Raw genomic sequence first — 23,686 nt, forward strand, 5'->3', positions numbered from 1 at the left:
ACATCCGGACATGCGAAAATCTCCAAAGTGAAGCCATTGAAATCACTGGCATGTCGCACTTGGAAATAGAATGTACCCGGCTACACACAATAATCGCATAACATATATTATGGAACTTATTTGGTGGTGTGGCTTTGGATTTGTGCGGTTGTTGCTCGCTACAGATGCCACTGCGCGATCGATGTGATCATATCTGAAAAGCACGAAACACCACCAGCGCCAACCGATCAGATCGATTTTAGCGAGACTCGTTTTTCAAGCTCCTCTGCCTGCTCTTTGCGTTCACTGTAGCGATCTGTCAGATAGCTGGAAGCGTCACGTGTCAGTAGCGTGAATTTCACCAGTTCCTCGCAGACATCCACGACCCGGTCATAATAGGATGATGGCTTCATCCGGCCTTCAGCATCGAATTCCTGATAGGCCCTTGCCACCGAGGACTGGTTTGGGATGGTGATCATCCGCATCCATCTGCCGAGAATTCGCATCTGGTTCACCGCGTTGAAGGACTGGCTTCCGCCGGAAACCTCCATGACGGCGAGCGTCTTGCCCTGTGTTGGCCGGACCGATCCGACCGCGAGAGGAATCCAGTCGATCTGCGACTTCATGATGCCGGTCATCGCGCCGTGGCGTTCGGGACTTACCCAGACCTGTCCCTCCGACCATTGGGAGAGTTCACGCAACTCCTTCACCTTCGGGTGGCTGGCCGGCGCTTCATCGGGCAAAGGCAGGCCTTTCGGATCGAATATCCGAACCTCACAACCGAGCCGTTCGAGCAGCCGCCCGGCTTCGAATGCAAGCAGACGGCTATACGAAACCTCGCGCAGCGAGCCGTAAAGGATCAGGATGCGCGGCTTGTGGGTCGAAAACGCCGGACGCAGTGCATCCGGGTCAATGCTGTGCAGGTGTTGCGCCTGCAACGCGGGAAATGTCTCAGGCAATGCGCTTTCCTTCATTGTCGAGGACCTGCTCACCATCCTCCTTGAAGAACGGTCCGTTGAAAGTCTTGGGCAGAATATCCAGCACGACTTCCGACGGACGGGCGAGCCTGGTGCCGAGCGGTGTCACCACGAAAGGGCGATTGATGAGGATCGGTGTTTCTATCATCGCATCAAGCAGCTGATCGTCGGTCAGATCAGGATTGTCGAGACCGAGTTCGGTATAGGGTGTCCCCTTCTCGCGCATGGCTTCGCGCACCGTCAGGCCCGCATCCGCTATCATTTTTGCGAGCCGTTCGCGCGTCGGCGGTTCCCGCAGATATTCGACCACGGTCGGCTCGATCCCTGCCGCGCGGATCAGCGCCAGCGTGTTGCGAGACGTTCCGCAGGACGGATTGTGAAAAATCGTGGCATCCATGGTCATTGCCTTTCAGTCATTATCGTTCGGGAAACGGCGGGGGCAGCCTCATACCAATCCTTCGAGCGGTTCACGATCCAGACGACCGAAAGCATGACCGGGACTTCGATGAGAACACCGACAACGGTTGCGAGTGCCGCGCCTGATTGAAAGCCGAACAGGCTGATGGCGGCCGCGACGGCCAGCTCGAAGAAATTGCTGGCGCCGATGAGGGCCGAAGGCCCGGCGACGCAATGGCGCTCACCCGTCATCCGGTTCAGGAGGTAGGCAAGCCCCGAATTCAGATAGACCTGGATGAGGATCGGGATGGCAAGCAGACCGATGACGGCTGGCTGGGCGATGATTTGCTCGCCCTGGAAGGCGAAGAGAAGAACCAGCGTCGTAAGCAAAGCCACCAGCGAAAACGGCTGCAGCCTTGCAAGAACGCGATCCAGCATTCGTGACGTTCCGTCAGTCATGAGCCACCGCCTGATCAGCTGCGCGAGGATGACGGGAACGACAATATAGAGCGCGACAGAGAGAACGAGCGTATCCCAGGGCACGGTGATGGCCGAAAGGCCTAGCAGCAGCCCGACAATGGGAGCAAAGGCCACGACCATGATCGCATCGTTGAGCGCGACCTGCGACAATGTAAACAGCGGTTCACCCCGTGTCAGGTTGCTCCAGACGAAGACCATGGCGGTGCATGGAGCAGCGGCAAGGATGATCAGCCCGGCAATATAGGAGTCGATCTCACCAGCCGGAAGATAAGGACGGAATAGCCAGCCGATGAAAAACCAGCCGAGCAGCGCCATCGAGAACGGCTTGACGGCCCAGTTGATGAACAACGTCACGCCAATGCCGCGCCAGAATGTGCCGACCTGCGAGAGGGAGCGGAAATCGATTCTGAGCAGCATCGGGATGATCATCAGCCAGATCAGGACCGCAACCGGGATATTCACCCTGGCGATCTCGGCAGCAGCGATGAGCTGAAAGACGCCGGGCATCCAATGGCCGAGCGCGACACCGACAACGATGCACAGGAACACCCAGACGGTCAGATAACGTTCGAAGACGGACATCAGGCCGATTTTCCTTCACGATTGGTGGTTCCTTCCAAAGCGCCGATCTGCCGGAGCCTGGTTTCCAGCGCCATTCGATCGATCGATTGCAGGGGCAGGCTGACGAAAGCCGCGATCCTGTTCTTGAGGAAACGGGCAGCCTGCGCAAAGGCGCGTTGAACCTCGGCCTCAGAGCCGACCACGGCGGCGGGGTCCTCTATACCCCAATGGGCCGTCATCGGATGACCGATCCAGACGGGACAGGCTTCACCTGCGGCGCTGTCGCAGACCGTGAAGATGAAATCCATCTGGGGAGCATCGGGCCCGGCAAAAACATCCCAGCTTTTCGAGGTGAAACCAGCAGCAGGATAACCCAGCACCGCCAGTTCCTTCAGGGCGTGAGGGTTCACCTCCCCCTTCGGCTGGCTGCCGGCCGAATAGGCGTTGAACCTCCCCTCACCTTCCCTCGCGAGAATGGATTCGGCAAGAATGGAACGAGCGGAATTGCCCGTGCACAGAAAGAGCACGTTATAAATCTTGTCGGTCATGGTTTCGGTCCGTGGTTAGATCGGTGGTCTTACAGGCCCGGCGATGGTGTCGCCTCCGGGCTGCAGCAGGGTGTCAGTTCGGCAATCAGCGGTGCACAAAGTTCGGTCGAACCACCGCAGCAATCCTTCAGCAGAAACAGGGTCAACAGGCGCAACCCGTCTAGATCGGCGCGATAGATGATAGACCGGCTTTGCCGCTCGCTCTTGACCAGACCCGCCCGCGAAAGCGTGGCGAGATGCGCCGACATCGTGTTCTGGGGAACATCGATAAGGCGCGCAAGTTCACCGGCGGGAACGCCGTCCGGCTCGTGCCGCACGAGTATCCGGAATGTCTCCAGACGGGTGGATTGAGCCAAAGCGCCAAGCGCTGTTATTGCGGTTAAATTATCCATATATCCAGAATAACGGATACAAAAGGATTGTCAAGAAAACAAACGAGACAGCAGAAATGAATGCAAAAATTAATATTATCAATAATTTAAATAAATTTCCTAATGTATATTATAATTCACCGGATGCCTCGCGACGCCTAAGATCCAGCTCTTCGCTATAACGTCTCAATGTATGGCTTTCCGTGAGCAGGCCCACCGGCCGATTTTCGATCTTGTCATTGACGACCACCAGCGCCTCGCTCTCCGCCGCATCGAAGGCCGCCGCCGCCTGACGGGCATTCATGGTCGGCAGCAGCACGTCGTTCTTGTAGTGCAGATAGGTTTCGAGGCTGATCTTGCTGGGGTCGCGATCCATCGGGTCGGCATAGATTTCCGGGACAAGGACGACGCCAGCATAACGCCCGTCATCATGGGTCATGATTACCCGTTGCGTTGAACCGAGCGGGAACTTCTCCCTGAAGGCCGGAAGCCCCATGCTGACATTGGCCTTGCGGATATCGGCGCGCATCATCTTGCCGACCGTCAGGTCGCGGATCCAGCCGATATCGTGGGCGCTGCGAATGCTCTCGCCACGCAGGTGAAAACGCCAGGTGGCGAAAGAGTAACCGAACGTGGTGCGTACCACGAGCGAGGTGGTGATGACGGCGGCAAGCACCAGAGCCGTGATCTGGAAGTCACCGGTCAGTTCCAGCGCCAGAAACGTCATGGTCAGCGGGCCACCGATGATGGCGGCGGCAAAGGCGCTCATGCCGATCACGGCATAAACGATGGGTGCTGTCGAACCATAACCGATATAGGGGGCACAAAGCGCGAAAATCTTGCCGAGCAGCGATCCCATGAACAGCGAGGCGAAAAACAGGCCGCCGCGGAAATTCGAACCGATGGAAATGGCGCTGGCCGCCGCCTTCAGCAGGAACAGTCCGGCCAGCCCGTATATCGTCAGTTCTGCGTCGATATTGAGATGCAGCGCGCCGTGGCCGCTCGACAGCACCTGCGGTGAAATCAGCGCAAGCCCACCCACCGCCACGCCGCCAATTGCAGGGCGTAGCCAGCCGGGAATGGCGCTTTTGCGGGCCGTCTCCTCGATGAAGGACACCGCCTGCATCAGCGTGATGCCGATGGCCGCGCACACGACGCCGAGAAAGATGGCAGGCACATAATCCGCCGGCGTCACGCGGCTGGCATCGACAATATCGATGGAGAGGCCATGGCCGCCGATAACACCGATAACGGTCGTCGCCACCAGCGCCGAAACGATGAGCGGCGCAAGCGTTACGACGGTATAAGTGCCTATGATGAGTTCAATGGCGTAGAACGCCCCGGTCAGAGGCGCATTGAACGCTGCTGCAATCGCCCCTGCGGCGCCGCAGCCGACGAGGATGCGCATGTCCCCTCGCCTCAGTTTCAGCTTGATGCCGATCTTCGAGGCAACGCCGCTGGCGATCTGGGTGTAACCGGCCTCGAGCCCGACGGAGGCGCCGAAACCGTTGGAGACGATATTCTGCACGCAGACAATGATACTGTCCGTCAGCGACAGGCGACCGCCATGCAGCGCATTCGCCTCGATCGGGTCGACCATGGGTTTCTTGCGGGTCTTCGATAGAATGAAGATGATCAGGCCAAGCACGATGCCGCCGATTATCGGGCCAGCGAGGACGATCCGCCCGGAAAGATCGCTGCTACTCAGCCGCTCGACGCCGAAGACCAGCACATGCAGCGCCGTGCTAAGAGCGCCGATCAGCGCCACCAGGAGACCCGCGGCGATGCCGATGAAAACGGCGAGGCTCACCAGCCCCAGTTCGCCGCGGCGGAACATGGCCCGCAACCGGCTGGCGCGCAGATTGTCGAAGAAGCTCGCCATACTGGGTGCACGGAAAGGCTTGGTCGACATGCTGTTCCTTTTCAGGCGGCGTCAGGCTGCTTCGATCTCGATCTCGAAACGCATCTGATCATAAGCCGGTTCAACATTATCAGGCGTTTCACGCATCACCGTGTCATAATCGAGCGGAATATGCATGTGGGTCAAGATCGCCCGTCTGGGTGCGAATTTCTCGATCCAGCCGAGCGCCTGCTCCAGCGAAAGATGGCTGGGGTGGTAACGGTGCTGCAGCGCGTCGATGACGAGGACATCGAGACCCGCAAGCTTCGGCAGGCTCTCGGCCGGAAAATCGCTGACATCGGTACAATAGGCAACGTCACCAATGCGGAATCCCAGCGAATGCACATCACCATGTTGCTGCATATGCACGCCAAAAGGTATCGGCCCGCCTGCCCCGTCGATGATAACAGGCGCGTCGATATCCGCGATGATCCGGGGTTCGACGATGGGCGGATAGCTGCTGCCCGGCGGCGTCTCCAGGCAATAGGCGAAACCGTCCCATATGCGCGCCATGGTGACGGGATCGGCATAGATCGGAATGCGGTTTTGCTGAATGGCGAAATAGATGCGCAGATCGTCGATGCCGTGCAGATGGTCGGCATGGGCGTGGGTGTAAAGCACCGCATCGACCGCCTCCACCTTCGCCGCGATCATCTGCTCACGAAAATCCGGGCCGGTATCGATGACGACAGTTGTCCTGCCGCCATCCGGGCCGATCTGCTCCACCATGAAGGCGGTGCGCGTGCGCCTGTTCCTGGGGTTGTCAGGGTCGCAGGCACCCCAGTCGCCGTTGATGCGCGGCACGCCGGGCGACGACGCGCATCCGAGAACCGTGAAGCGGCGACGGTAGATTGCCACGCCTACACCCTTGTCATCTTCGAAAAGCAGCGGAAGGCGTTTTCGGTGGTGATTTCGGCCATGCGCTCATAGGAAACGCCATGTACCTCGGCCAGAACCTCCGCGGTGTTGACCACGTAGGAAGGTTCGTTGCGTTTGCCGCGCCAGCGCTTCGGCGCAAGATAAGGCGCGTCCGTCTCCACCAGCAGACGGTCCAGCGGCACGGTGGCGGCGATGTCGCGGATATCCTGCGATTTCGGGAAGGTCAGAATGCCGGAGAAGGAAACATAACCGCCGAGTTCGACACCGGTTTTCGCCAGCTCAGGACCAGCGGAGAAGCAGTGCAGAATGAAGGGGAATGCTCCCTTTTCGCTCTCGGCGCGCAAAATAGAGGCCATGTCGTCATCGGCACTGCGGCTGTGAATGACGAGCGGCAGCTTCGTTCTCCTTGCCGCCTCGATATGGCGGATGAGGCCGGTCTTCTGGTCTTCCGGCTTCTGCGTGTCGTAGAAATAATCCAGACCCGCCTCGCCGATCGCCACAATCTTGTCGTGGCTCTCCGCCAGCCGCACCAGATCATCAGCAGAGATATCCAGTTCCTCGGCCGCGCTGTTGGGATGCGTGCCGACCGAGCAGAAGACCGACGGATATTTTTCCGTGATCTTCAAAAGTTCGGGCAGCCGGCGCACCCGGGTCGAGATCGTCACCATCTGGCTGACACCCGAAGCATGGGCGCGGGCGATGATATCGTCGCGCTCAGCCTCGAAATCGGGAAAATCCAGATGGCAATGGGTATCGATCAGCATGGTTGTCGCCTTCACGCTTCCGGCGCGACGTAACGCGGGAAAACCGGCTTCGGCGCTTCGAGCGGCGTGCCCGGAACCAGACGGCCGGCTTCGCCCAATGCAGCGAAATCACGCTTGTCGGCGGGAGCCGCAACGAGATCAAGCAGCTTTTCGCAGGATTCCGGCATGAAGGGCTGCAAGAGAATGCCGATCTGGCGCACCACTTCCGCCGTCACGTAAAGCACGGTTCCCATGCGCTCGGGATCGGTCTTCTTCAGCGCCCAAGGCTCTTGCGACGCGAAATAACGGTCGGTTTCCGAGACGACGGCGATAATGGCCGCAAGCGCGCGGTGGATGAGCTGCTTGCCCATCTCCTCACGGCAAATCGCCAGCAACCCGTCGGCGGAGGCGAGCATCGCTTTGTCTTCATCGGTGAACTCACCGGGTGTCGGTATCTGGCCGTCGCAATTCTTGACGATCATCGACAGCGAACGGCTGGCGAGATTGCCGATGCCATTGGCGAGATCGGCATTGATGCGGGTGGCGATACCCTCTTCGCTATAGCTGCCGTCCTGGCCGAAGGAGACTTCGCGCAGGAAGAAATAACGGACCTGATCGAGACCGAAATGGTTCACCAGATTGGCCGGATCGACGACATTGCCGAGCGACTTCGACATCTTCTCGCCCTTGTTGAGCAGGAAGCCATGGGCATAGACCCGCTTGGGCAGCGGCAACTTGGCGCTCATCAGGAAGGCTGGCCAGTAGACCGCGTGGAAGCGGATGATGTCCTTGCCGATGATATGCACGTCGGCAGGCCAATATTTGGCGCGCGGACCGTTCTTGTCTTCGATGTAACCGGTGGCGGTGATGTAGTTGGTCAGCGCATCGACCCAGACATACATGACGTGCTTCGGGTCGTTCGGAACCTTGATGCCCCAGTCGAAGGTGGTGCGGGAAATCGACAGGTCCTTGAGGCCGGATTTCACGAAGGAGATGATTTCGTTGCGTCGTTCCGACGGACCGATGAATTCAGGGTTTTCCTCGTAAAGCTTCAGCAGCTTGTCCTGATATTCGGAGAGCTTGAAGAAGTAGCTTTCCTCTTCCACCCACTCGACCGGCGTGCCCTGCGGCCCGTAACGAACGCCGTCCGCGCGCACTTCCGTCTCGTCCTCGCCGTAATAGGCCTCGTCGCGCACGGAATACCAGCCGGCATAGCTGTCCTTGTAGATATCGCCGCTATCGGCCATCAGGTTCCAGATATTGCGCGAGGTCTCGTGGTGACGCTCTTCCGTGGTACGGATGAAATCATCGTTCGAGGCGTTGAGCAGCTTGCCCATCTCGCGGAACTGATCGGAATTGCGCTGCGCCAGCTCTTCCGGCGAAATACCTTCCGCCCGCGCTGTCTGCTGCATCTTCTGGCCGTGTTCGTCGGTGCCGGTCAGGAAGAAAACATCCATTCCATCCAGGCGCTGAAAGCGTGCCATGGCGTCCGTCGCAATCAACTCATAGGCATGGCCGATATGCGGCTTGCCGTTAGGATAGGAGATCGCGGTGGTGATGTAGAATGGTGTCTTGTCTGTCATGACGGTCTATCGACTTTACAGGCTGTTTTTTGGATAGACCGCTCTTAAACCATTGTGCGCAGCAGCGAAACAACAACTTCCCCATTTCGGGTATGATTCCTGATCCCGGCACCTAAACCGAACGGATATCTTCCAGAATGGAGAGCACCATCTGCTTCTTGTCGAGATTATAGGCCTGCGCCACGGTAATGCGTTCCGAAAGCGCCGAGGAAAGCCGCGCATGCTTTTCCGCCGCCGCGATATCGCCTGCCACCGCCGCTGCCCGTGCGCGCTCCATCAGCTCTTCCGTCACATGCTCCATGAAGAAGCCGAGGACGATGTCTCCGTCCTTCTGCGCGAGAATCTCGGCAAGCTTGTGCATCTGCTTGCGCGCGCCCGGCCCTTCGGCTCCCATGACCTCGGCAAAGGCCTCGACGATGTCCGAGCCGCCGTAATTCAGCAGCTTGAGCGCCTGCGCGACGCTGCCCTTGGAGGCGGCAAGCAGGGCGTCGCGTTTTTCACCCGATGGGCTGATGCCGAGATGATCGAGCGATTGCACCATGGCCGCGTCGGAAAGCGGCAGGAGCCGGAGCGGCATGCAGCGCGAGCGGATGGTCGGCAGCAATTTTCCCGGCGCGTGCGACAGGACGAGGAACATCGCCCGCTTTGGCGGCTCCTCCAGTATTTTGAGGATCGCATTCGCGGCATTGCGGTTGAGATCGTCGGCGGGATCGATGATGACGATGCGCCAGTTGCCGGTGCCCGAGGTCTGCGAAAAGAAGTGCCCTGCCCGCCGCACCTCGTCCACGGTGATGGCTGATTTCACGCGGCCGGTCTTTTCGTCCACCGGACGGGTGAGATGCAGGAGATTATGCGAGGCCCCGGCGGTGATCTGCCGGCTGACCAGCGATTGCGGATCAGGATCAGCGAGAAAATCCGGCGCCAGCGACGGATCGGGATGGCTGAGCACATGATTGGCAAAACGGAAGGCAAGCGTCGCCTTGCCGATCCCCTCCGGCCCCTCGATCAGAATGGCATGATGGCCCTTGCCGGAACGATAGGATTGCGTGAGAAACGCTTCCGCCTCTTCATGGCCAAAAAGCTTCGTGTTCTGCTGCGGTGCAATCGCGCCGTCGAGAACGCCCTGAACCTCACTCATGCGCCGCGCCCGCTGCTGTTCCCAGCTGTTCAAGCAAAGGCTCGACGAAGGACAGGACATCCTCCGCCACCTTTCCTTCCGGTTGGTCGGCATTGACGATCCGGCAGCGACGCGGTTCGGCGAGCGCAATATCCAGATAGGCTTCCCGCCGCTTCTCGTGGGTTTCGATTTCCTCTTTCTCGAACCGATCAGGCGCAGCGCCCTCATCCGCACGCTTTCTGGCGCGGGCGAGCCCCTTTTCGGCGGCGATATCGAAAATCAGTGTCAGTTCGGGCACGACGCCGTCAATCGCGATGCGTTGCAGGGTTTCGATGAAGTCCGGCTCCAGATTGCCGGTCGTGCCCTGATAAACGCGAGAAGAATCGAGAAACCGGTCGCAGAGGACGATCTCGCCGCGCGCGAGCGCCGGGCGAATGACCTCTTCGACATGGTCGTTGCGGGCAGCCGCAAACAGGATTGCTTCCATGCGCACGCCGAAGGATTCGGCCGCACCCGACAGGATCACATGCCGGACAGCCTCCGCACCCGGCGAGCCACCCGGCTCGCGCGTCACGACCACCTCGAAACCACGGCCGCGAAGCGCCTCGGCAAGGGTGCGAATCTGCGTCGACTTGCCGGCGCCTTCGCCGCCTTCGAAGCTGATGAACAATCCGGTCTTTTCGGCCAATGTCACGTCCTGCACGGGTTTTCTGGAATTCGAAATGCCTGTTTACAGCATCGAACCGAAATGTGTGAAGCGCTTTTCAGAAAAACCGGTGCCTGAACAAAAGCATAGGAACAAGGCGGTGCGTGGAGCAGGCTTTCAGAGCCAGAACAGCAGCAGTTCCTTCAGCGCACCCGTTGCATTCTGGGTAAGCGATCCCTTGCCGACCGCCGCCTTCGTATAAAGCGGAACCTCCCGCAACAGGCGCTCACCCGAAAAAATCCTGAGCGTTCCGGCATTTGCGCCAACGTCCAAAGGTGCATTCAGCGGCCAGCGATAGACGATTCGTCCGGAAATACGCTCCGGATTATTGACCGGCACCAGCACGCTGACATCTTCCTTCGGCGAAAGATCGATATGCGCGACATCGCCGCCATAGACGCTGACCGACCCGACAGCCTCGTCCTTGCTGAAAAGATGGCGTTTCTCAAAGGCCGTCAGGCCCCAGTCCACCACCCGGCGGGCTTCTTCCTGCCGCGTCTTGTCGTCCACGATGCCTGAAAGCGCCAAATAGACCCGGCGGCCTTCCCTCTCGGCCGAGACGACGGCGGCAAAACCGCTGCCTTCGGCAAAACCAAGCCCGAGACCATCGATACCGCTGCCCGGCATCAACAGCGTGTTTTTATTGCGCTGGAAAATCCGGTTCCATTCGAAATCCGGCTTGGTGAAAAGCCCGTAACGGTCGGGATAGGTGTCATGCAGATGCTGGGCAAGGCGCACCATGTCCCTGGCCGTCGTCTGGTTGTCGGGATCGGGAAGCCCCGTGGAATTAGTAAAGGTGCTGCGGCTCATGCCAAGTTCACCCGCCCGCGCCGTCATGCGCTTGGCAAAGGCGGCGTCCGAGCCCGTCATGCCTTCGGCGATGACAATGCAGCCATCATTGGCGTTCTGGACGATGATGCCGGTCAAGAGATCATTGATGCTGACGGAGGATTTCAACGCCGCGAACATGGTCGAGGTGCGCGACGGCGCACCGCCCGTGCGCCAGGCATATTCCGACACTGGATAAGCGGTCTCAGGCGTCACCTGCCCCTTGGACAGCGCATCCAGCACCACCTCCACCGTCATCAGCTTGGCGAGCGATGCAGGTGGAAAAGGCTGATTCTCATTCTGCGAAAGAAGCACCGTTCCCGTTTCGGCATCGATCATATAGGCCTGTTCGGCCTTGGCGATGAAGGGGGCTGTCTGTGATTGCGCCGGGCCTGCACTGAAAAACGCAAGCGCAGCCGCCGTGACGACCGAACAATAGGAGCGATGAATGGCCTTGCGCATGAAACCGCCCAGTCCTGCCTGCCGCAACCGGCTGCCCGCGATAAAGGCGAGAGGCCGGCCGTATCCTTCAATCCGTCAGCGCGACTTCGCCTGCTGACGCTTCACATGGGCGAGTATCGATTGCTCATTGAGCGCGCCACGATCGACGAGCACGCTGTCAAAGGCGCTCGCGGTCCTGGAAACCGTAGCAGATTCTTCGGAATAGGCCGCGGCAAATTTGGAAGACGGCGTCGGCACGCGCAGATAATTGCCGCCGGGGGCAGCCGGCTCACGCATGAAATTGCCTTCCGGACGCTCGGCCAGGATAGGGCCGATTTCCGGCAGGATCGAGAATTGTTCGAAAACCGGCGCCGGGCCATTGACCAGCGGCATGGCCTGAAGCGCCGCATTCTTCTTGGAACCGACGAGCGCCGTCTGGGTAGAGCCGCCATAATTCGGGTTGGAGGTGGGCGCGGGAACGAAATTCGGAGAGGCCGAAGCCACCATCACGCCCGTTGCGATCTGCCCTTCCGGTGCTACACCCGGCGAACGCGATCCCTTCGGAATGTAAGATGCCATCAGATAGGGCATGTCGTGACCGTCAAGCGGTGCGCGGCCGGCATATTGCACCCGCACATTCGCCGTTCCAGTGGCCTTCATGTCCAGAAGATCGGCCGTCTTGCTGGAAACGTCGATCAGGCGGCCTTCATGGAACGGTCCGCGATCGTTGACGCGCACGAGAACCGAAGCGCCATTCTCCATGTTGGTGATGCGCGCGTAGCTCGGCAGGGGAAATGTCGGATGTGCGGCAGAAAGATGTTCTTTGTCGTAGACTTCGCCATTGGCGGTCAGGCGACCATGAAAGGCGGAACCGTACCAGGAAGCAAGACCGGTCTTGTTGTAACCCGGCTCTTCCTTCGGGAAATAACGGCGGCCCTTGACGGTATAGGCATTGCCGACCAGCTCGCGCCCGCCGCCCTTGGGAATGCTTTTGCCATCGGCCACACGCGGGCTGGCTTTGACGCCATATTCGGATTCGGAAAAATATTCCTTGCTGCGCTTGGGTTTAGGCTTGGTCTCGGACGTCGTGGAACACGATGCAGTCGCAGCGCAAAGCACGGAAATTGCGAGCCACTTCACGCCCGACCTGGCGTTGATGCCGAGTTTCTTGACCGAAGAATTCAAATCGTCTGCCCCACGCTGCTATTGGCTCGGAGAACCGCACCCTCACTTGCCTCGATAATTGCCCCTGCCATCGAAGCACCTAACAGTCGCTTAATCTTGTGCATAACGTGGCGAAAATGCGAACGACTTCTGCAAATTCGATAAAATTGTAACGAACGTGGTTAATGATTTCTATCTTTTAAGCCCGCCTGTCGGGCCCAATCTACCCACCTCGGCCTCCCTTCCCGACCGCATCCTCAAGGAACAAACGGACGACGACCGCGTTTTCTCCCCGCAAACAACGAGCTTCCGCCGGTTTCGGCTGAGGGAGGAAACATGATCAAGTTTATGAAAACCACAGGTCTGGCGATTGGCATCGCCCTCGTATCCTTCGCCGCACCAATCCCTGCAGGTGCACAGGACATGGAGCTCAGAATCGGCCCTGACGGCGTTCGCCCCGTCATCCGAGATCGTGACCGGGATATGGACCGCCGTGGCCCGCCCCGCATGCGCGGTTGCAGCGAACGCGAAGCCCGTGCCGCTGCCCGTGAGGCAGGTTTACGCGATCCCGAGGTCGTACGCGTCACGCCGGGTCGTGTCGTCGTTGAAGGCTTCACGCGCCGGGGACCGGATCGCATCACCTTCGCGAATGAACGGGGTTGTCCGGAAATCTGATCAAATTAGCCGCTCGGAACCCGCCGAAAGGCGGGTTTCCCATTCACGCCGATCTCCAGCCATTCCAAAGCAAAGCAACGCGATCGAAGCATCCTTCGTCGCTGCTCTTTTAGAATCATTTTCGGACTGAATGGCAGATGGGGTGGGATTCGAACCCACGGTACGCTCTCACGCACGCCGGTTTTCAAGACCGGTTCCTTAAACCACTCGGACACCCATCCATCGGTGGTGAGGCTTTATAGCGGTTTGAAAAAGGCCGTCAATCCCGCCCGGGCGAGCGGCGTCGTCCTTCTCTTTATGGTTGGCAGATCATTGCCCCGGGGTCGTTGCCGGCGGCAGCAGGGATCCGTCGCCTGAAGGTATCGACGGCACCTGCTGGGCCGAATCGAACAGCGTCAGGCTCAAAACAATTGCGATCAGCACTAGCAAAAGCGCCACGAAGAAAATTCCGGATTTATCCATGCGTCTGCTCATGTCACGTTATGTTAAAGGCGAATATGTGCAATTCGAGGCAATGCAAAGAATAAGGGGAAAGTCTGTCAAGTTGTCTTACAGATTTACCGAGCTCATCTTTTGAAAATCTGCTGATTGAACAAAATTTATGCGCGAGCGTACTGTTTGGGTCGGAAGTGGCCTATCGCGTCAGCACTCTTGTCACTTATATCAAGCCATCGCTCCCGGGCATTGCCCAACTTTCCCCGAGCGATCAACCTGCCCCGCCTATTTGCGGGGCTTTTTTTTATTTGCGATCACAGAAGCTGAAGCACGCCCGAGGGGCCGGCTACGCGCCAGACGTCCTCGCTTCAGACGCCGATACCCGGCCCGCCATTGCCCTGCCGGCCGTCGCCGCGAAGAATATCCTCGAACAGGTTCAGCAGAGCGGGCGGCAAGGTGTCTGACAATTCCGCGATGATTTCATTGGCGCGATTATAGGAATAGATGGCGCAGAGTGTGAGCACCAGAAGCAGAATCCACGGCCAGATCGGTTTGCGCCTTTGCGGCGCTCCATCAGGTTGTTGCGGTAAAGTCATGCGGGCACCTCCCGTTCAGGCCTTCACGCGCGGCTCGCCTCCCGGCGCATAGGCGGTTTTCTGCAGGAAACGGAATATATTGCCGCACTGGGCGCAGCGGATCATGAAATCCGTCGGATCGCCCGAGACGCGCTCAGCGCGAAATCCCCTAGGCATTTCATCGATGCGAAAATCGACGTCCCGGCGGCTCTTGTCATCCGATTCCGACGCTTCGGCAAAACCCTGATGACCACATTTGGAACATTCGAGCTTCCGGGAATATCTGTCGCGCGCTGCCATATGCCGTCCTTTGCTTGGTGGTTATCAGGTAGCAGCGGCAAAACATCATTTCAATGCCGATCGCCTCAGGTTAAAGCTTTGCACGGCTATTTCCCGTCCCGGAAAATCATCCGGCGGCCAACCGAATATGGAAGTCCATGAAAGACCAGAAACCCCTGCTTTCATCGTCAGTCATGCTCCGGACCGCCCTCATCGCCGGAATTCTTCTCATCTTTCTCGGCGCGCTCAATGTCGGCATCAAATGGTACGGCGAGCGGATTCTCCAGGCGGGCCATACGACGGCCACCGAGGACGTGGAGATCGTCATCGGCAACGACCGGCTGAAGCTTGCGAAAAACACCCTACGAGCGCCTTCCGAGCGCCTCAGCGGAGAACGCGAACGCGTCGATCTTTATCTAAGCTGGCCGGACCTCAGGGGCTATGAGGATGCGAATCGCTCTGTTTTCGATGATCCGACGCAGGCTGCGGGGTTGATTTTCATCCAGCTTTCGCAAAGCACCATGTCGGAGGATATGTCCGGTCGCTTCGCGCCGATCTATTCACGCCTGACAGAGGGAGAGACGGTGCCGCTGAAGCACGGCCTCGTGCTGCACCGTCTGCGCGCCGATTCCGGCTACGGCAAGGAAGTCATATTGACGGGCGAGCGTGATGGCGGCAACGCCTATGTGGTGCGCTGCCTCCTGCCGCAACCGCCGCAGGAGGCCACTGGCAGCGATTGCCAGAGGGATATTCACACAGGACAGGATCTCAGCCTGTTCTACCGTTTCTCCTCCGCCCTGCTGCCACAATGGCAAAAGCTGGATGCGGATGTGAAAAACTATATCGAGCGACGCCTCGTAAAAGACGGAAATCCGTGACACGGCACGGCACAGATTGTGTGCGAAAAGTCGCATTTTATGGAAGGCAGACACCTTTCATAAACCACTTGGTAACGCCATCCCGATAAAGTTTCGTCTCGGAGCATCGGGCGGGGCGTGTCCGAGCGGAACATAAATATGCGATTGAAGAGTTCAGCAGTGTTGAAAAGTCTATCTGGAGCACATTCGCGCAAAGCGGGTGCAACGTCTTTCGTGAGGTTTATTGCGTTAACCCTTGCTGCGGCGTTCATAACCGCAACATCCGTTCAGACCGCAAAGGCCGACCCGAAATATGCGGGTATCGTCATCGACGCCAAGACCGGCAAGGTCCTCTATGGTGAGGATCCTGACGGCCTGCGTTATCCAGCCTCGCTGACGAAGATGATGACGCTTTACCTGACGTTCGAAGCACTCAATACCGGACGCATCTCGCTTGATTCCAAGGTGCCGGTTTCCGCCAATGCCGCCAAGGAGCCGCCATCCAAGCTCGGCGTGCGCGCCGGCGGCAGCATCACCGTGGAACAGGCTATCCTTGCGCTCGTCACCCGTTCTGCAAATGACATGGCAACCGCGCTCGGCGAATATATCGGCGGCTCGGAAGACCGCTTTGCCAGAATGATGACCGCCAAAGCCCGTGCACTCGGCATGACCCGCACGACCTATCGCAACGCCAACGGCCTGCCCAACACGGCGCAGATGACGACGGCACGCGACCAGGCCCGCCTCGGCGTCGCCCTTCGCCAGCATTTTCCGCAATATTACGGCTATTTCTCCACCCGCACCTTCAACTTCGGCAAGCAGGTTATCGGCAACCATAACCGCCTCGTCGGAACCGTGAAGGGCGTGGATGGCATCAAGACGGGCTACACCCGCGCAGCCGGCAGCAACCTTGCCACGTCGGCGCAGATCGACGGTCGCTCGATCGTCGCTGTCGTTCTCGGCGGCCGTTCGAGTGCTGCCCGTGACGCGACCATGCGCAAGCTTGTTGCTACTTACCTGCCGCAGGCATCGCGCGGCGGCAACAGCAACCTGATCGCGCAGACGCGTTCTGCTCCGGTCGAAGAACCCGTTGCCGTGGCTGCAGCTGTGCCTTCCGTGGCCGTCGCAGCGACCGATTCCGGTCTTCCGCATGCAGGTCCCGTTCCGCAAACCCGTTACGAGGAAGCGCCGGTCACCGCCTTTGCGGGCTCCTCTTCCAATGCAGCCGTCAAGGCCATGGAAGCCGCCACCTGGCAGAAGGGCAAGGATCCGATTGCTCAGGCACCCGCTGCACCGGACCGCAAGTTGATCACCAACTCAACCAAGGTGGACAATATTACCACGGCGTCTGTCGCCTCCGCCCCTTCTGTTTCGGCTCGATCCGAGGCTCCGCAAGGCGGCTGGGTAATCCAGATCGGCGCATCACCGGACGAAAATTCCGCCCGCGGCCTGTTGCAGAACGCGCAGGAAAAAGGCGGCGCGGCATTGCGCTCCGCAAAACCCTTCACGGTCGCCTTCAGCAAGGACGGCTCCCAGATCTACCGCGCCCGTTTCGGCGGCTTTGATGGCCAGAACGCTGCGGTGAATGCATGTAATGTACTGAAAAAGAAAGGCGTCAGCTGCTGGGCGTCACTCCAGTAACTGATGTTTCCGCAGGCGGTGCTTCATTGTCGAAACATCGCCTGTCTCCTCGAATTGTGTAATGAGTAGCGAGGCTTTCCAAGATGGCAGTCAACGAGAATTATTCGGACATTGCGTCTGGCAATGGGCATGGCAGCCTGTCGGTTCTGCATCCCATTCACGAGGCGGCAATGCGTATCGCCGATCTCGGTCTCAACCGTTCCAAGGCAAAAACACGCGATCTCGTGGCGCTGCTTCTGTCGCATGGCGCCCGCGCCTGGCGCTCCAATCAGCCGGAAGCAAACATCCACCTTCATGTCGCGAGCCGTTCGGGTCGCGCTCCGGTCCATATTCGGATTCGCTGAAAATCAAACGTAGCTGATACGACAAAAGAAAAACCCCGCGGAGCCTGAGCACCGCGGGGTTTTTCTTGATTGGTACCCGAAGATGACGAGGCGGCTTACGCCTCGTTCTCCGGTGCCTCCGGCGTATCCGGCAGATCGTCGGCGGCATCTTCGCCATTACCGTTCTCTGCTTCGTCGTCGCCTTCCGGCTCGTTGATGCGCTCCACGGAAACCACCTTCTCATCCTTCGCGGTAGAGAAGATCGTCACACCCTTGGTGGCGCGGCTGGCGATGCGGATGCCGTTGACCGGCACGCGGATGAGCTGCCCGCCATCGGACACCAGCATGATCTGGTCGCCTTCGTCCACGGGGAAGGCCGCAACCAGTTCGCCGATCTCGTTGGTCTTCGAGGTGTCAGTGGCGCGGATACCCTTGCCGCCGCGGCCCGAGGTGCGGAAGTCGTAAGAGGAGGAGCGCTTGCCGAAGCCCTTCACGGAAACCGTCAGCACGAATTCTTCACGTGCCTTCAGTTCCTGATAACGCTCTTCGCTCAGTTCACCCTCTTCCGTCACTTCCTCGCCAACGAGTGCGATATCGTCCTCATCGACGCCTGCGGCACGCCGCTCAGCAGCCGAGCGCTTCAGATAGGCTGCACGCTCCCACGGCTCCGCTTCCACATGCCCGACAATGGTCATGGAGATGATGCGGTCGCCTTCGGCCATGTTGATGCCGCGCACACCGACGGAGTTGCGGCCGGCAAAGACGCGCACATCGTCCACGGGGAAGCGGATGCACTGGCCGAGCGCGGTCGTCAGCAGCACGTCATCGCGGTCCGTACAGGTTTCGACGGAGAGGATTTCATCGCCCTCCTCGTCCAGCTTCATGGCGATCTTGCCATTGCGGTTGACCTGCACGAAATCGCCGAGCTTGTTGCGGCGAACCGTGCCGCGTGTCGTCGAGAACATCACGTCAAGCGTTTCCCAGGTGGTCTCATCCTCGGGCAACGGCATGATGGTGGTGATGCGCTCGCCGGGCTCCAGCGGCAACATGTTGATCAGGGCCTTGCCCTTGGACTGCGGCGTGCCGATCGGCAGACGCCAGACCTTTTCCTTGTAGACGATGCCACGCGAGGAGAAGAACAGTACCGGCGTATGGGTATTGGCAACGAAGAGGCGATTGACGAAATCCTCGTCGCGCGTCGCCATGCCAGAACGGCCCTTGCCGCCGCGACGCTGCGCCCGGTAGGTGGTCAGCGGCACACGCTTGATGTAGCCGAGATGCGAAACGGTGACGACCATGTCTTCGCGGGCGATGAGGTCTTCATCGTCCATGTCGGGGCCGCCCTCGACAATCTCGGAACGACGCGGCGTGCCGAACTCGTTGCGGATCGCGATGAGCTCTTCCGTGACGATCTGCATGATGCGCAGGCGTGACGACAGGATCTCAAGATATTCGCTGATTTCCGCGCCGATCTTGTTCAGCTCGTCGCCGATTTCATCGCGACCAAGTGCGGTGAGGCGGGCAAGGCGCAATTCGAGAATGGCGCGCGCCTGCTCTTCGGAGAGATTGTAGGTGCCGTCTTCATTGATGCGGTGACGCGGATCGTCGATCAGGCGGATCAGGCTTTCCACTTCCTGCGCCGGCCAGCGCCGGGTCATCAACTCCTCGCGGGCCGAAGCCGGATCGGGAGCGTGACGGATAACGCGGATGACCTCATCGATATTGGCGACGGAAATCGCCAGACCGACCAACACATGCGCACGCTCGCGCGCCTTGCGCAGCAGGTACTTCGTGCGGCGGCTGACGACATCCTCGCGGAAGGAGACGAAAGCGCGCAGCATGTCGAGCAGCGTCATCTGTTCCGGCTTGCCGCCGTTCAGCGCCACCATGTTGCAGCCGAAGGAGGTCTGCAGCGGTGTGTAGCGATAAAGCTGGTTCAGGATGACATCGGCATTGGCGTCGCGCTTCAGCTCGATGACGACGCGATAACCCTGGCGGTCGGATTCGTCGCGCAGGTCGGAAATGCCCTCGATGCGCTTTTCCTTGACCAGTTCAGCCATCTTCTCGATCATCGACGACTTGTTCACCTGATAGGGAACTTCGGTGATGATGATCTGCTCGCGGTCGCCACGCATCGGTTCGATGGTCGCGCGGCCGCGCATGATGACCGAACCGCGGCCCGTCTCGTAAGCCGAGCGGATGCCGGAGCGGCCCATGATCAGAGCACCGGTCGGGAAATCCGGGCCGGGAATGATCTGCATCAGTTCGGGCAGCTCGATCGCCGGATTTTCGATCAGCGCGATACAGCCGTCGATGACTTCGGACAGATTGTGCGGCGGAATATTGGTAGCCATGCCGACGGCGATGCCGCCTGCCCCGTTGACCAGGAGGTTCGGGAACTTGGCCGGAATGACGACCGGTTCCTGCAAGGTGCCGTCATAGTTGTCGCGGAAATCGACCGTTTCCTTGTCGAGATCGTCGAGCAGCGAATGGGCGGCCTTTTCCAGACGGCATTCGGTATAACGTTCGGCCGCCGGCGGATCCCCGTCGATGGAGCCGAAGTTACCCTGCCCGTCAATCAGTGGCAGGCGGAGCGACCAGTCCTGCGCCATACGCGCCAGCGCGTCATAAATCGCCGAATTGCCGTGCGGATGGAATTTACCCATCACGTCACCGGTAACGCGGGCGCATTTGACGTATTTCTTGTTCCAGTCGATGCCGAGTTCGGACATGCCGTAAAGAATACGGCGATGAACCGGCTTCAGGCCGTCTCGCACATCGGGAAGCGCGCGGGAAACGATAACGCTCATGGCGTAATCGAGATACGACCGCTGCATTTCCTCCATGATGGAAATCGGTTCAATGCCTGGCGGAAGTTTTCCGCCGCCGGGGGGGCTCTGGTCAGTCAAAACGGATCACATTCTCTGTTAAGAATCGGATGGATTTTTATAGCGGAAACAGCCACGTTAAGCCAATTTCCCGGCGAGTTTTGAACAGTCTTTTGCGTCATTTGCAAGACATACACCGCTTTTCGCCATTTAGGTCAGCAAAAGCGTCGCCACTCCCTTTTAAAGCGATTGCGACTTGCGTAGTCTCACGCGCAAAAAGGCAATAAGCGGGGAAAAAATGGCCAGCAGCGAAACGCTCATCAACGCGCTTACCACACTTCTGGTCACACTCGATCCGCCGGGTCTCGCCCCCGTCTTCCTGGCGCTCACCGCCGGCATGAACCGCGACCAGCGCAGCCAGGTGGCGCTGCGCGGTTCCATCATCGCCTTCGGCATTCTCGCCGTCTTCGCGCTCTTCGGCCTTGCGATCCTCAACCTGCTCGGCATTTCGCTCGGCGCCTTCCGCATCGCCGGCGGCCTTCTGCTGTTCTGGATCTCCTTCGAGATGATTTTCGAGAAGCGCCAGGAACGGAAGGAAAAGACCTCCGAAATCGCCATCACCAAGGACCACCTCCACAATCTGGCGGTCTTTCCGCTGGCGTTGCCCCTGATCGCCGGACCAGGCGCCATTTCCGCCACCGTGCTGCTTGCCGGCTCAATGAAGACCACCGTCGAGATGGTGGTGCTCATCCTGATCCTCGCTTTCGCCATGGCCCTTGTTTATGCCGCGCTCATCGTTTCGGAGCGGATGGACCGCTTTCTCGGCAATACCGGCCGCGCGATCCTTACCCGACTACTCGGCGTTCTGCTTGCGGCGCTTTCCGTGCAATTCGTGGTCGATGGCATAAAATCAGCCTTCGCTTTCTGAGGCGTTTCGCGACACCAGCGCAATAAATTCCCGCCAACCGCTGAAATGCCGGAAAATCCTCCCTTTAAATCCGCCCTCTGCTTCGGCTAAAAGACGCATGTTTTTTCGGATTCGAAAGTTATCTCCATGCGTTCCACGCTGCGTCGCCTCATCCCGGATGCCGCACCCGTCAGCAACAGGGAAAGGCTGCGCTCCGCAACCGGCGCCTTTGTCGGCATCCTGCTGACCGGCCTTTTGGGAAGTCTCGCTCTCCGTTTCGATCCCACCCTGCCAGCCATGATCGCGCCGATGGGCGCTTCGGCCGTGCTTTTGTTTGCCGTGCCCTCCAGCCCGCTGGCGCAGCCATGGTCGATCCTCTGCGGCAACCTCGTTTCGGCTTTCGTTGGTGTGACCGTGGCGCTGTTGGTTCCGGATTTGTTTCTTGCCAGCGCGCTCGCCATCAGCCTCGCCATCGCCGCCATGATGGCGCTGCGCTGCCTGCACCCGCCAAGCGGTGCTGTCGCACTGACTGCCGTCCTCGGCGGCCCTGCCGTGCACAGCCTCGGCTATGGTTTCCTGCTGTGGCCGGTCGCCGGAAACTCGCTGATCCTTCTTGCTTTGGCCCTCGCCTATAACAATGCCACCGGTCGCGCCTATCCGCACGGCCTGAAGCTCGGCAAGGCCGCCCACGGCACCACGGATCCGACACCCATCCAGAAAATCGGCTTTTCCTCCACCGATCTCGACGAAGTGCTGAAGGAATATGACGAGTTCATCGATATCGACCGCGATGCGCTGGAAACCATCCTGCGCAGGACCGAGTTGCGTTCCTACCGGCGTCGCGCGCTGCATCTCGATTGCGAAAGCGTCATGTCGCGGGACGTGGTCGGCGTTGCTCCTGACGACAGCCTGCGCCACGCCCATGCGCTGATGCACAGCCATCATTTCAAGGCGCTGCCCGTCACCAATGACAGGGCCGAAATCGTCGGCATCGTCACCCAGACGGACTTTCTGGAAAAGGCGAGCTGGAGAAACGGTCGTCCCTCCATCGGTTTCCTGCAGCGGCTGCGCCTCATCCTGTCCGGCGCAAGCGCACCCAATGATACGGTCAAGGACATCATGACATCACCGGTGAAAACCGTGCGACCGGAAACCTCCATCGAGGAAGCCATCATCCGCTTTGCGGAGGAAGGGTTGCATTATCTGCCGGTGATCGATGCCAGGGGCAAGATGGTGGGCATCGTGTCGCAATCCGATGTCATGGTCGCGATGCTGGCGGACAAAGTCGCGGCATAGCTTGCCGCGACGTGGAAGTATCCTCCTCTCAGGAGGAACCGGCAAAGCCTGAAGTCAGCGTCTCGCCTTCAGCAGGCGCTGCCACAGCGTGCCGCCGAAGAACCGACCGAGCACGACAAAATAGGCGATGATCAGCGCGAAGGCGATAAAGGCGGGCGCGCCGTTGAGGGCAAAACCTTCAGGCGTTCGCCCACCCGCGACCGTCGCGACCAGAAATCCGGCGGCGAAAAACGCCGTCCAGAAATCGAGGAAAAAAGCGAGAATGATGCGCCAGGTGGCGGGCTGTTTCGGCTGCACGGTTTCGTCAGTCAAGCTCACCTCCTGTCACGCGTTTCTGGATCCACCGTCCGATCAGAACGGGATGTCGTCGTCCATGTCATTGGAGAAGCCGCCGGAGGGCTGGCTGCCGCCACGGGCAGAGCCGCCGCGCGACGAGGGCTGCTGGTCGTAACCGCCGCCATAGCTGGAGCCGCCGCCGCTGCCATAATCGTTGCCGCCGCCGAAATCGCCACCGCCGCTGCGGGCAGCACCGCCGCCCTCGCCGCGACCGTCAAGCATGGTCAGCGTGGAGTTGAAGCCCTGCAGCACGATTTCGGTGGAGTAACGGTCGTTACCGGTCTGGTCCTGCCATTTGCGGGTCTGCAGCTGGCCTTCGATATAGAGCTTGGCGCCCTTCTTGACATATTGCTCGACGACCTTGCACAGGCCTTCGTTGAAAACCACGACGGTGTGCCATTCGGTCTTTTCCTTGCGCTCGCCGCTGTTGCGGTCACGCCAGGTCTCCGAGGTGGCGATGCGCAGGTTGGCGATGGGGCGGCCATCCTGCGTCCGGCGGATTTCGGGATCAGCGCCCACGTTCCCGATCAGAATTACCTTGTTTACGCTACCAGCCATCTCGTCATCCTGTCCGCCGGCCATCATGACCGGCAATTGCATTTCAAAAAATTTGCCACACAATAGCTGCCGCCGCCCGCAAAGGGCACCGCAAGCATGGAACTATCCACAAAGAATAATCTTAAGCTGCGGGAGCGGACATTCGCGCTTGCATTTCGTTCCTTTTTTGTTCTATTAAATCGCAGATTTCGAGTCAAGCTTTCCGAAAAGCTGCGACCGAGAGGGAATAGACCTCGACACACCCGGCTGCGTCACTACATAAGGACGCGCTGCCATCAAGCCTGTTATTTTTGTCCGAGCCTT

At 59.3% G+C, this 23,686-nt stretch carries 25 protein-coding genes and 1 tRNA gene; 6 read left to right on the forward strand and 20 right to left on the reverse strand.

Annotation, left to right across the window (positions count from 1 at the left end; translation table 11 throughout):
• Positions 1-227: 227 nt before the first annotated feature.
• The 13 genes from arsH to V6R85_RS25295 form a co-directional block, all read right to left on the reverse strand.
• Positions 228-953, reverse strand: coding sequence for an arsenical resistance protein ArsH (gene arsH / locus V6R85_RS25235; protein ID WP_162690821.1), 726 nt, complete (start codon positions 951-953; stop codon positions 228-230).
• Complete coding sequence (gene arsC / locus V6R85_RS25240) at positions 931-1,353, reverse strand: arsenate reductase (glutaredoxin) (protein ID WP_111817287.1); 423 nt, start codon at positions 1,351-1,353, stop codon at positions 931-933. The genes arsH and arsC overlap by 23 nt, the downstream gene beginning before the upstream one ends.
• A gap of 2 nt (positions 1,354-1,355) precedes the next feature.
• Entirely contained in the window at positions 1,356-2,414 is a 1,059-nt protein-coding gene (gene arsB / locus V6R85_RS25245; protein WP_111834356.1) for an ACR3 family arsenite efflux transporter, read from the reverse strand.
• Entirely contained in the window at positions 2,414-2,941 is a 528-nt protein-coding gene (locus tag V6R85_RS25250) for an arsenate reductase ArsC (protein WP_060726204.1), read from the reverse strand. Before V6R85_RS25250 ends, arsB begins: the two co-directional genes overlap by 1 nt.
• A 29-nt stretch (positions 2,942-2,970) precedes the next feature.
• Positions 2,971-3,333 carry an ArsR/SmtB family transcription factor gene (locus V6R85_RS25255; RefSeq protein ID WP_035212424.1) on the reverse strand — a complete coding sequence of 121 codons (363 nt, stop codon included), beginning with the start codon at positions 3,331-3,333 and terminating at the stop codon, positions 2,971-2,973.
• Positions 3,334-3,442: 109 nt separating this feature from the next.
• Positions 3,443-5,224: a chloride channel protein gene (locus tag V6R85_RS25260; RefSeq protein ID WP_111834357.1), complete on the reverse strand. Its 1,782-nt coding sequence runs from the start codon at positions 5,222-5,224 to the stop codon at positions 3,443-3,445.
• A 21-nt stretch (positions 5,225-5,245) separates the two neighbouring features.
• Positions 5,246-6,070: an MBL fold metallo-hydrolase gene (locus V6R85_RS25265; protein ID WP_060726205.1), complete on the reverse strand. Its 825-nt coding sequence runs from the start codon at positions 6,068-6,070 to the stop codon at positions 5,246-5,248.
• A gap of 2 nt (positions 6,071-6,072) precedes the next feature.
• Positions 6,073-6,855: a TatD family hydrolase gene (locus tag V6R85_RS25270; protein WP_099086116.1), complete on the reverse strand. Its 783-nt coding sequence runs from the start codon at positions 6,853-6,855 to the stop codon at positions 6,073-6,075.
• Positions 6,856-6,866: 11 nt separating this feature from the next.
• Positions 6,867-8,417 (reverse strand): methionine--tRNA ligase, encoded by a 1,551-nt coding sequence (metG, locus tag V6R85_RS25275; RefSeq protein WP_111834358.1) that lies wholly within the window; start codon positions 8,415-8,417, stop codon positions 6,867-6,869.
• A gap of 112 nt (positions 8,418-8,529) precedes the next feature.
• Positions 8,530-9,555, reverse strand: a complete 1,026-nt coding sequence (locus tag V6R85_RS25280) for a DNA polymerase III subunit delta' (RefSeq protein WP_111793320.1) — start codon at positions 9,553-9,555, stop codon at positions 8,530-8,532.
• Entirely contained in the window at positions 9,548-10,222 is a 675-nt protein-coding gene (gene tmk / locus V6R85_RS25285; RefSeq protein ID WP_080866134.1) for a dTMP kinase, read from the reverse strand. The genes V6R85_RS25280 and tmk overlap by 8 nt, the downstream gene beginning before the upstream one ends.
• Before the next feature lie 135 nt (positions 10,223-10,357).
• Entirely contained in the window at positions 10,358-11,530 is a 1,173-nt protein-coding gene (locus V6R85_RS25290; RefSeq protein ID WP_111834359.1) for a D-alanyl-D-alanine carboxypeptidase family protein, read from the reverse strand.
• Between the two features lie 75 nt (positions 11,531-11,605).
• Complete coding sequence (locus tag V6R85_RS25295) at positions 11,606-12,694, reverse strand: septal ring lytic transglycosylase RlpA family protein (protein WP_003502732.1); 1,089 nt, start codon at positions 12,692-12,694, stop codon at positions 11,606-11,608.
• Between the two features lie 315 nt (positions 12,695-13,009).
• Here V6R85_RS25295 and V6R85_RS25300 point away from each other — a divergent pair, with 315 nt between their 5' ends.
• Positions 13,010-13,348, forward strand: a complete 339-nt coding sequence (locus tag V6R85_RS25300; RefSeq protein WP_003502734.1) for a hypothetical protein — start codon at positions 13,010-13,012, stop codon at positions 13,346-13,348.
• A 131-nt stretch (positions 13,349-13,479) separates the two neighbouring features.
• Here V6R85_RS25300 and V6R85_RS25305 read toward each other — a convergent pair.
• From V6R85_RS25305 to V6R85_RS25320, 4 genes are all read right to left on the reverse strand, one after another.
• Positions 13,480-13,569: transfer RNA gene (locus tag V6R85_RS25305), tRNA-Ser, on the reverse strand.
• Between the two features lie 88 nt (positions 13,570-13,657).
• A complete protein-coding gene (locus V6R85_RS25310) occupies positions 13,658-13,810 on the reverse strand; it encodes a hypothetical protein (protein WP_003502736.1) in 153 nt (50 codons plus the stop codon).
• Positions 13,811-14,151: 341 nt separating this feature from the next.
• On the reverse strand, positions 14,152-14,379 hold the full coding sequence (locus tag V6R85_RS25315) for a hypothetical protein (RefSeq protein ID WP_111834360.1): 228 nt from the start codon (positions 14,377-14,379) through the stop codon (positions 14,152-14,154).
• Positions 14,380-14,394: 15 nt separating this feature from the next.
• Positions 14,395-14,658, reverse strand: a complete 264-nt coding sequence (locus V6R85_RS25320; protein ID WP_003502742.1) for a hypothetical protein — start codon at positions 14,656-14,658, stop codon at positions 14,395-14,397.
• A gap of 137 nt (positions 14,659-14,795) precedes the next feature.
• On the opposite strand from V6R85_RS25320, the gene V6R85_RS25325 reads away from it, so the two are divergent.
• The 3 genes from V6R85_RS25325 to V6R85_RS25335 all read left to right on the forward strand — a co-directional run bounded on the left by V6R85_RS25325 (position 14,796) and on the right by V6R85_RS25335 (position 17,479).
• Positions 14,796-15,515, forward strand: coding sequence for a hypothetical protein (locus V6R85_RS25325; RefSeq protein WP_060725001.1), 720 nt, complete (start codon positions 14,796-14,798; stop codon positions 15,513-15,515).
• Between the two features lie 138 nt (positions 15,516-15,653).
• Positions 15,654-17,135 (forward strand): D-alanyl-D-alanine carboxypeptidase family protein, encoded by a 1,482-nt coding sequence (locus tag V6R85_RS25330; RefSeq protein WP_080570138.1) that lies wholly within the window; start codon positions 15,654-15,656, stop codon positions 17,133-17,135.
• Between the two features lie 83 nt (positions 17,136-17,218).
• The gene (locus V6R85_RS25335; protein WP_003502750.1) at positions 17,219-17,479 is read left to right on the forward strand and encodes a hypothetical protein; all 261 of its coding nucleotides are present in this window, start codon (positions 17,219-17,221) and stop codon (positions 17,477-17,479) included.
• 95 nt (positions 17,480-17,574) lie between these two features.
• Here the strand turns inward: V6R85_RS25335 and gyrA are convergent, their stop codons facing one another.
• Positions 17,575-20,367, reverse strand: a complete 2,793-nt coding sequence (gene gyrA, locus V6R85_RS25340; protein WP_060724999.1) for a DNA gyrase subunit A — start codon at positions 20,365-20,367, stop codon at positions 17,575-17,577.
• A gap of 217 nt (positions 20,368-20,584) precedes the next feature.
• Between gyrA and V6R85_RS25345 the strand changes: the two genes are divergently transcribed.
• Together V6R85_RS25345 and V6R85_RS25350 are read left to right on the forward strand one after the other, a co-directional pair.
• The gene (locus V6R85_RS25345) at positions 20,585-21,214 is read left to right on the forward strand and encodes a MarC family protein (RefSeq protein ID WP_003502754.1); all 630 of its coding nucleotides are present in this window, start codon (positions 20,585-20,587) and stop codon (positions 21,212-21,214) included.
• A gap of 126 nt (positions 21,215-21,340) precedes the next feature.
• Positions 21,341-22,489 (forward strand): CBS domain-containing protein, encoded by a 1,149-nt coding sequence (locus V6R85_RS25350; RefSeq protein WP_003502756.1) that lies wholly within the window; start codon positions 21,341-21,343, stop codon positions 22,487-22,489.
• A 54-nt stretch (positions 22,490-22,543) separates the two neighbouring features.
• Here the strand turns inward: V6R85_RS25350 and V6R85_RS25355 are convergent, their stop codons facing one another.
• Together V6R85_RS25355 and V6R85_RS25360 are read right to left on the reverse strand one after the other, a co-directional pair.
• Positions 22,544-22,807, reverse strand: coding sequence for a hypothetical protein (locus tag V6R85_RS25355; RefSeq protein WP_223564850.1), 264 nt, complete (start codon positions 22,805-22,807; stop codon positions 22,544-22,546).
• A 33-nt stretch (positions 22,808-22,840) separates the two neighbouring features.
• Positions 22,841-23,425 carry a single-stranded DNA-binding protein gene (locus V6R85_RS25360; RefSeq protein ID WP_161974070.1) on the reverse strand — a complete coding sequence of 195 codons (585 nt, stop codon included), beginning with the start codon at positions 23,423-23,425 and terminating at the stop codon, positions 22,841-22,843.
• Positions 23,426-23,686: the final 261 nt, after the last annotated feature.

Origin of the sequence: Agrobacterium sp. CCNWLW32 (genome assembly GCF_037083425.1) — a bacterium.
GTDB classification, from domain to species: Bacteria; Pseudomonadota; Alphaproteobacteria; order Rhizobiales; family Rhizobiaceae; genus Agrobacterium; species Agrobacterium radiobacter.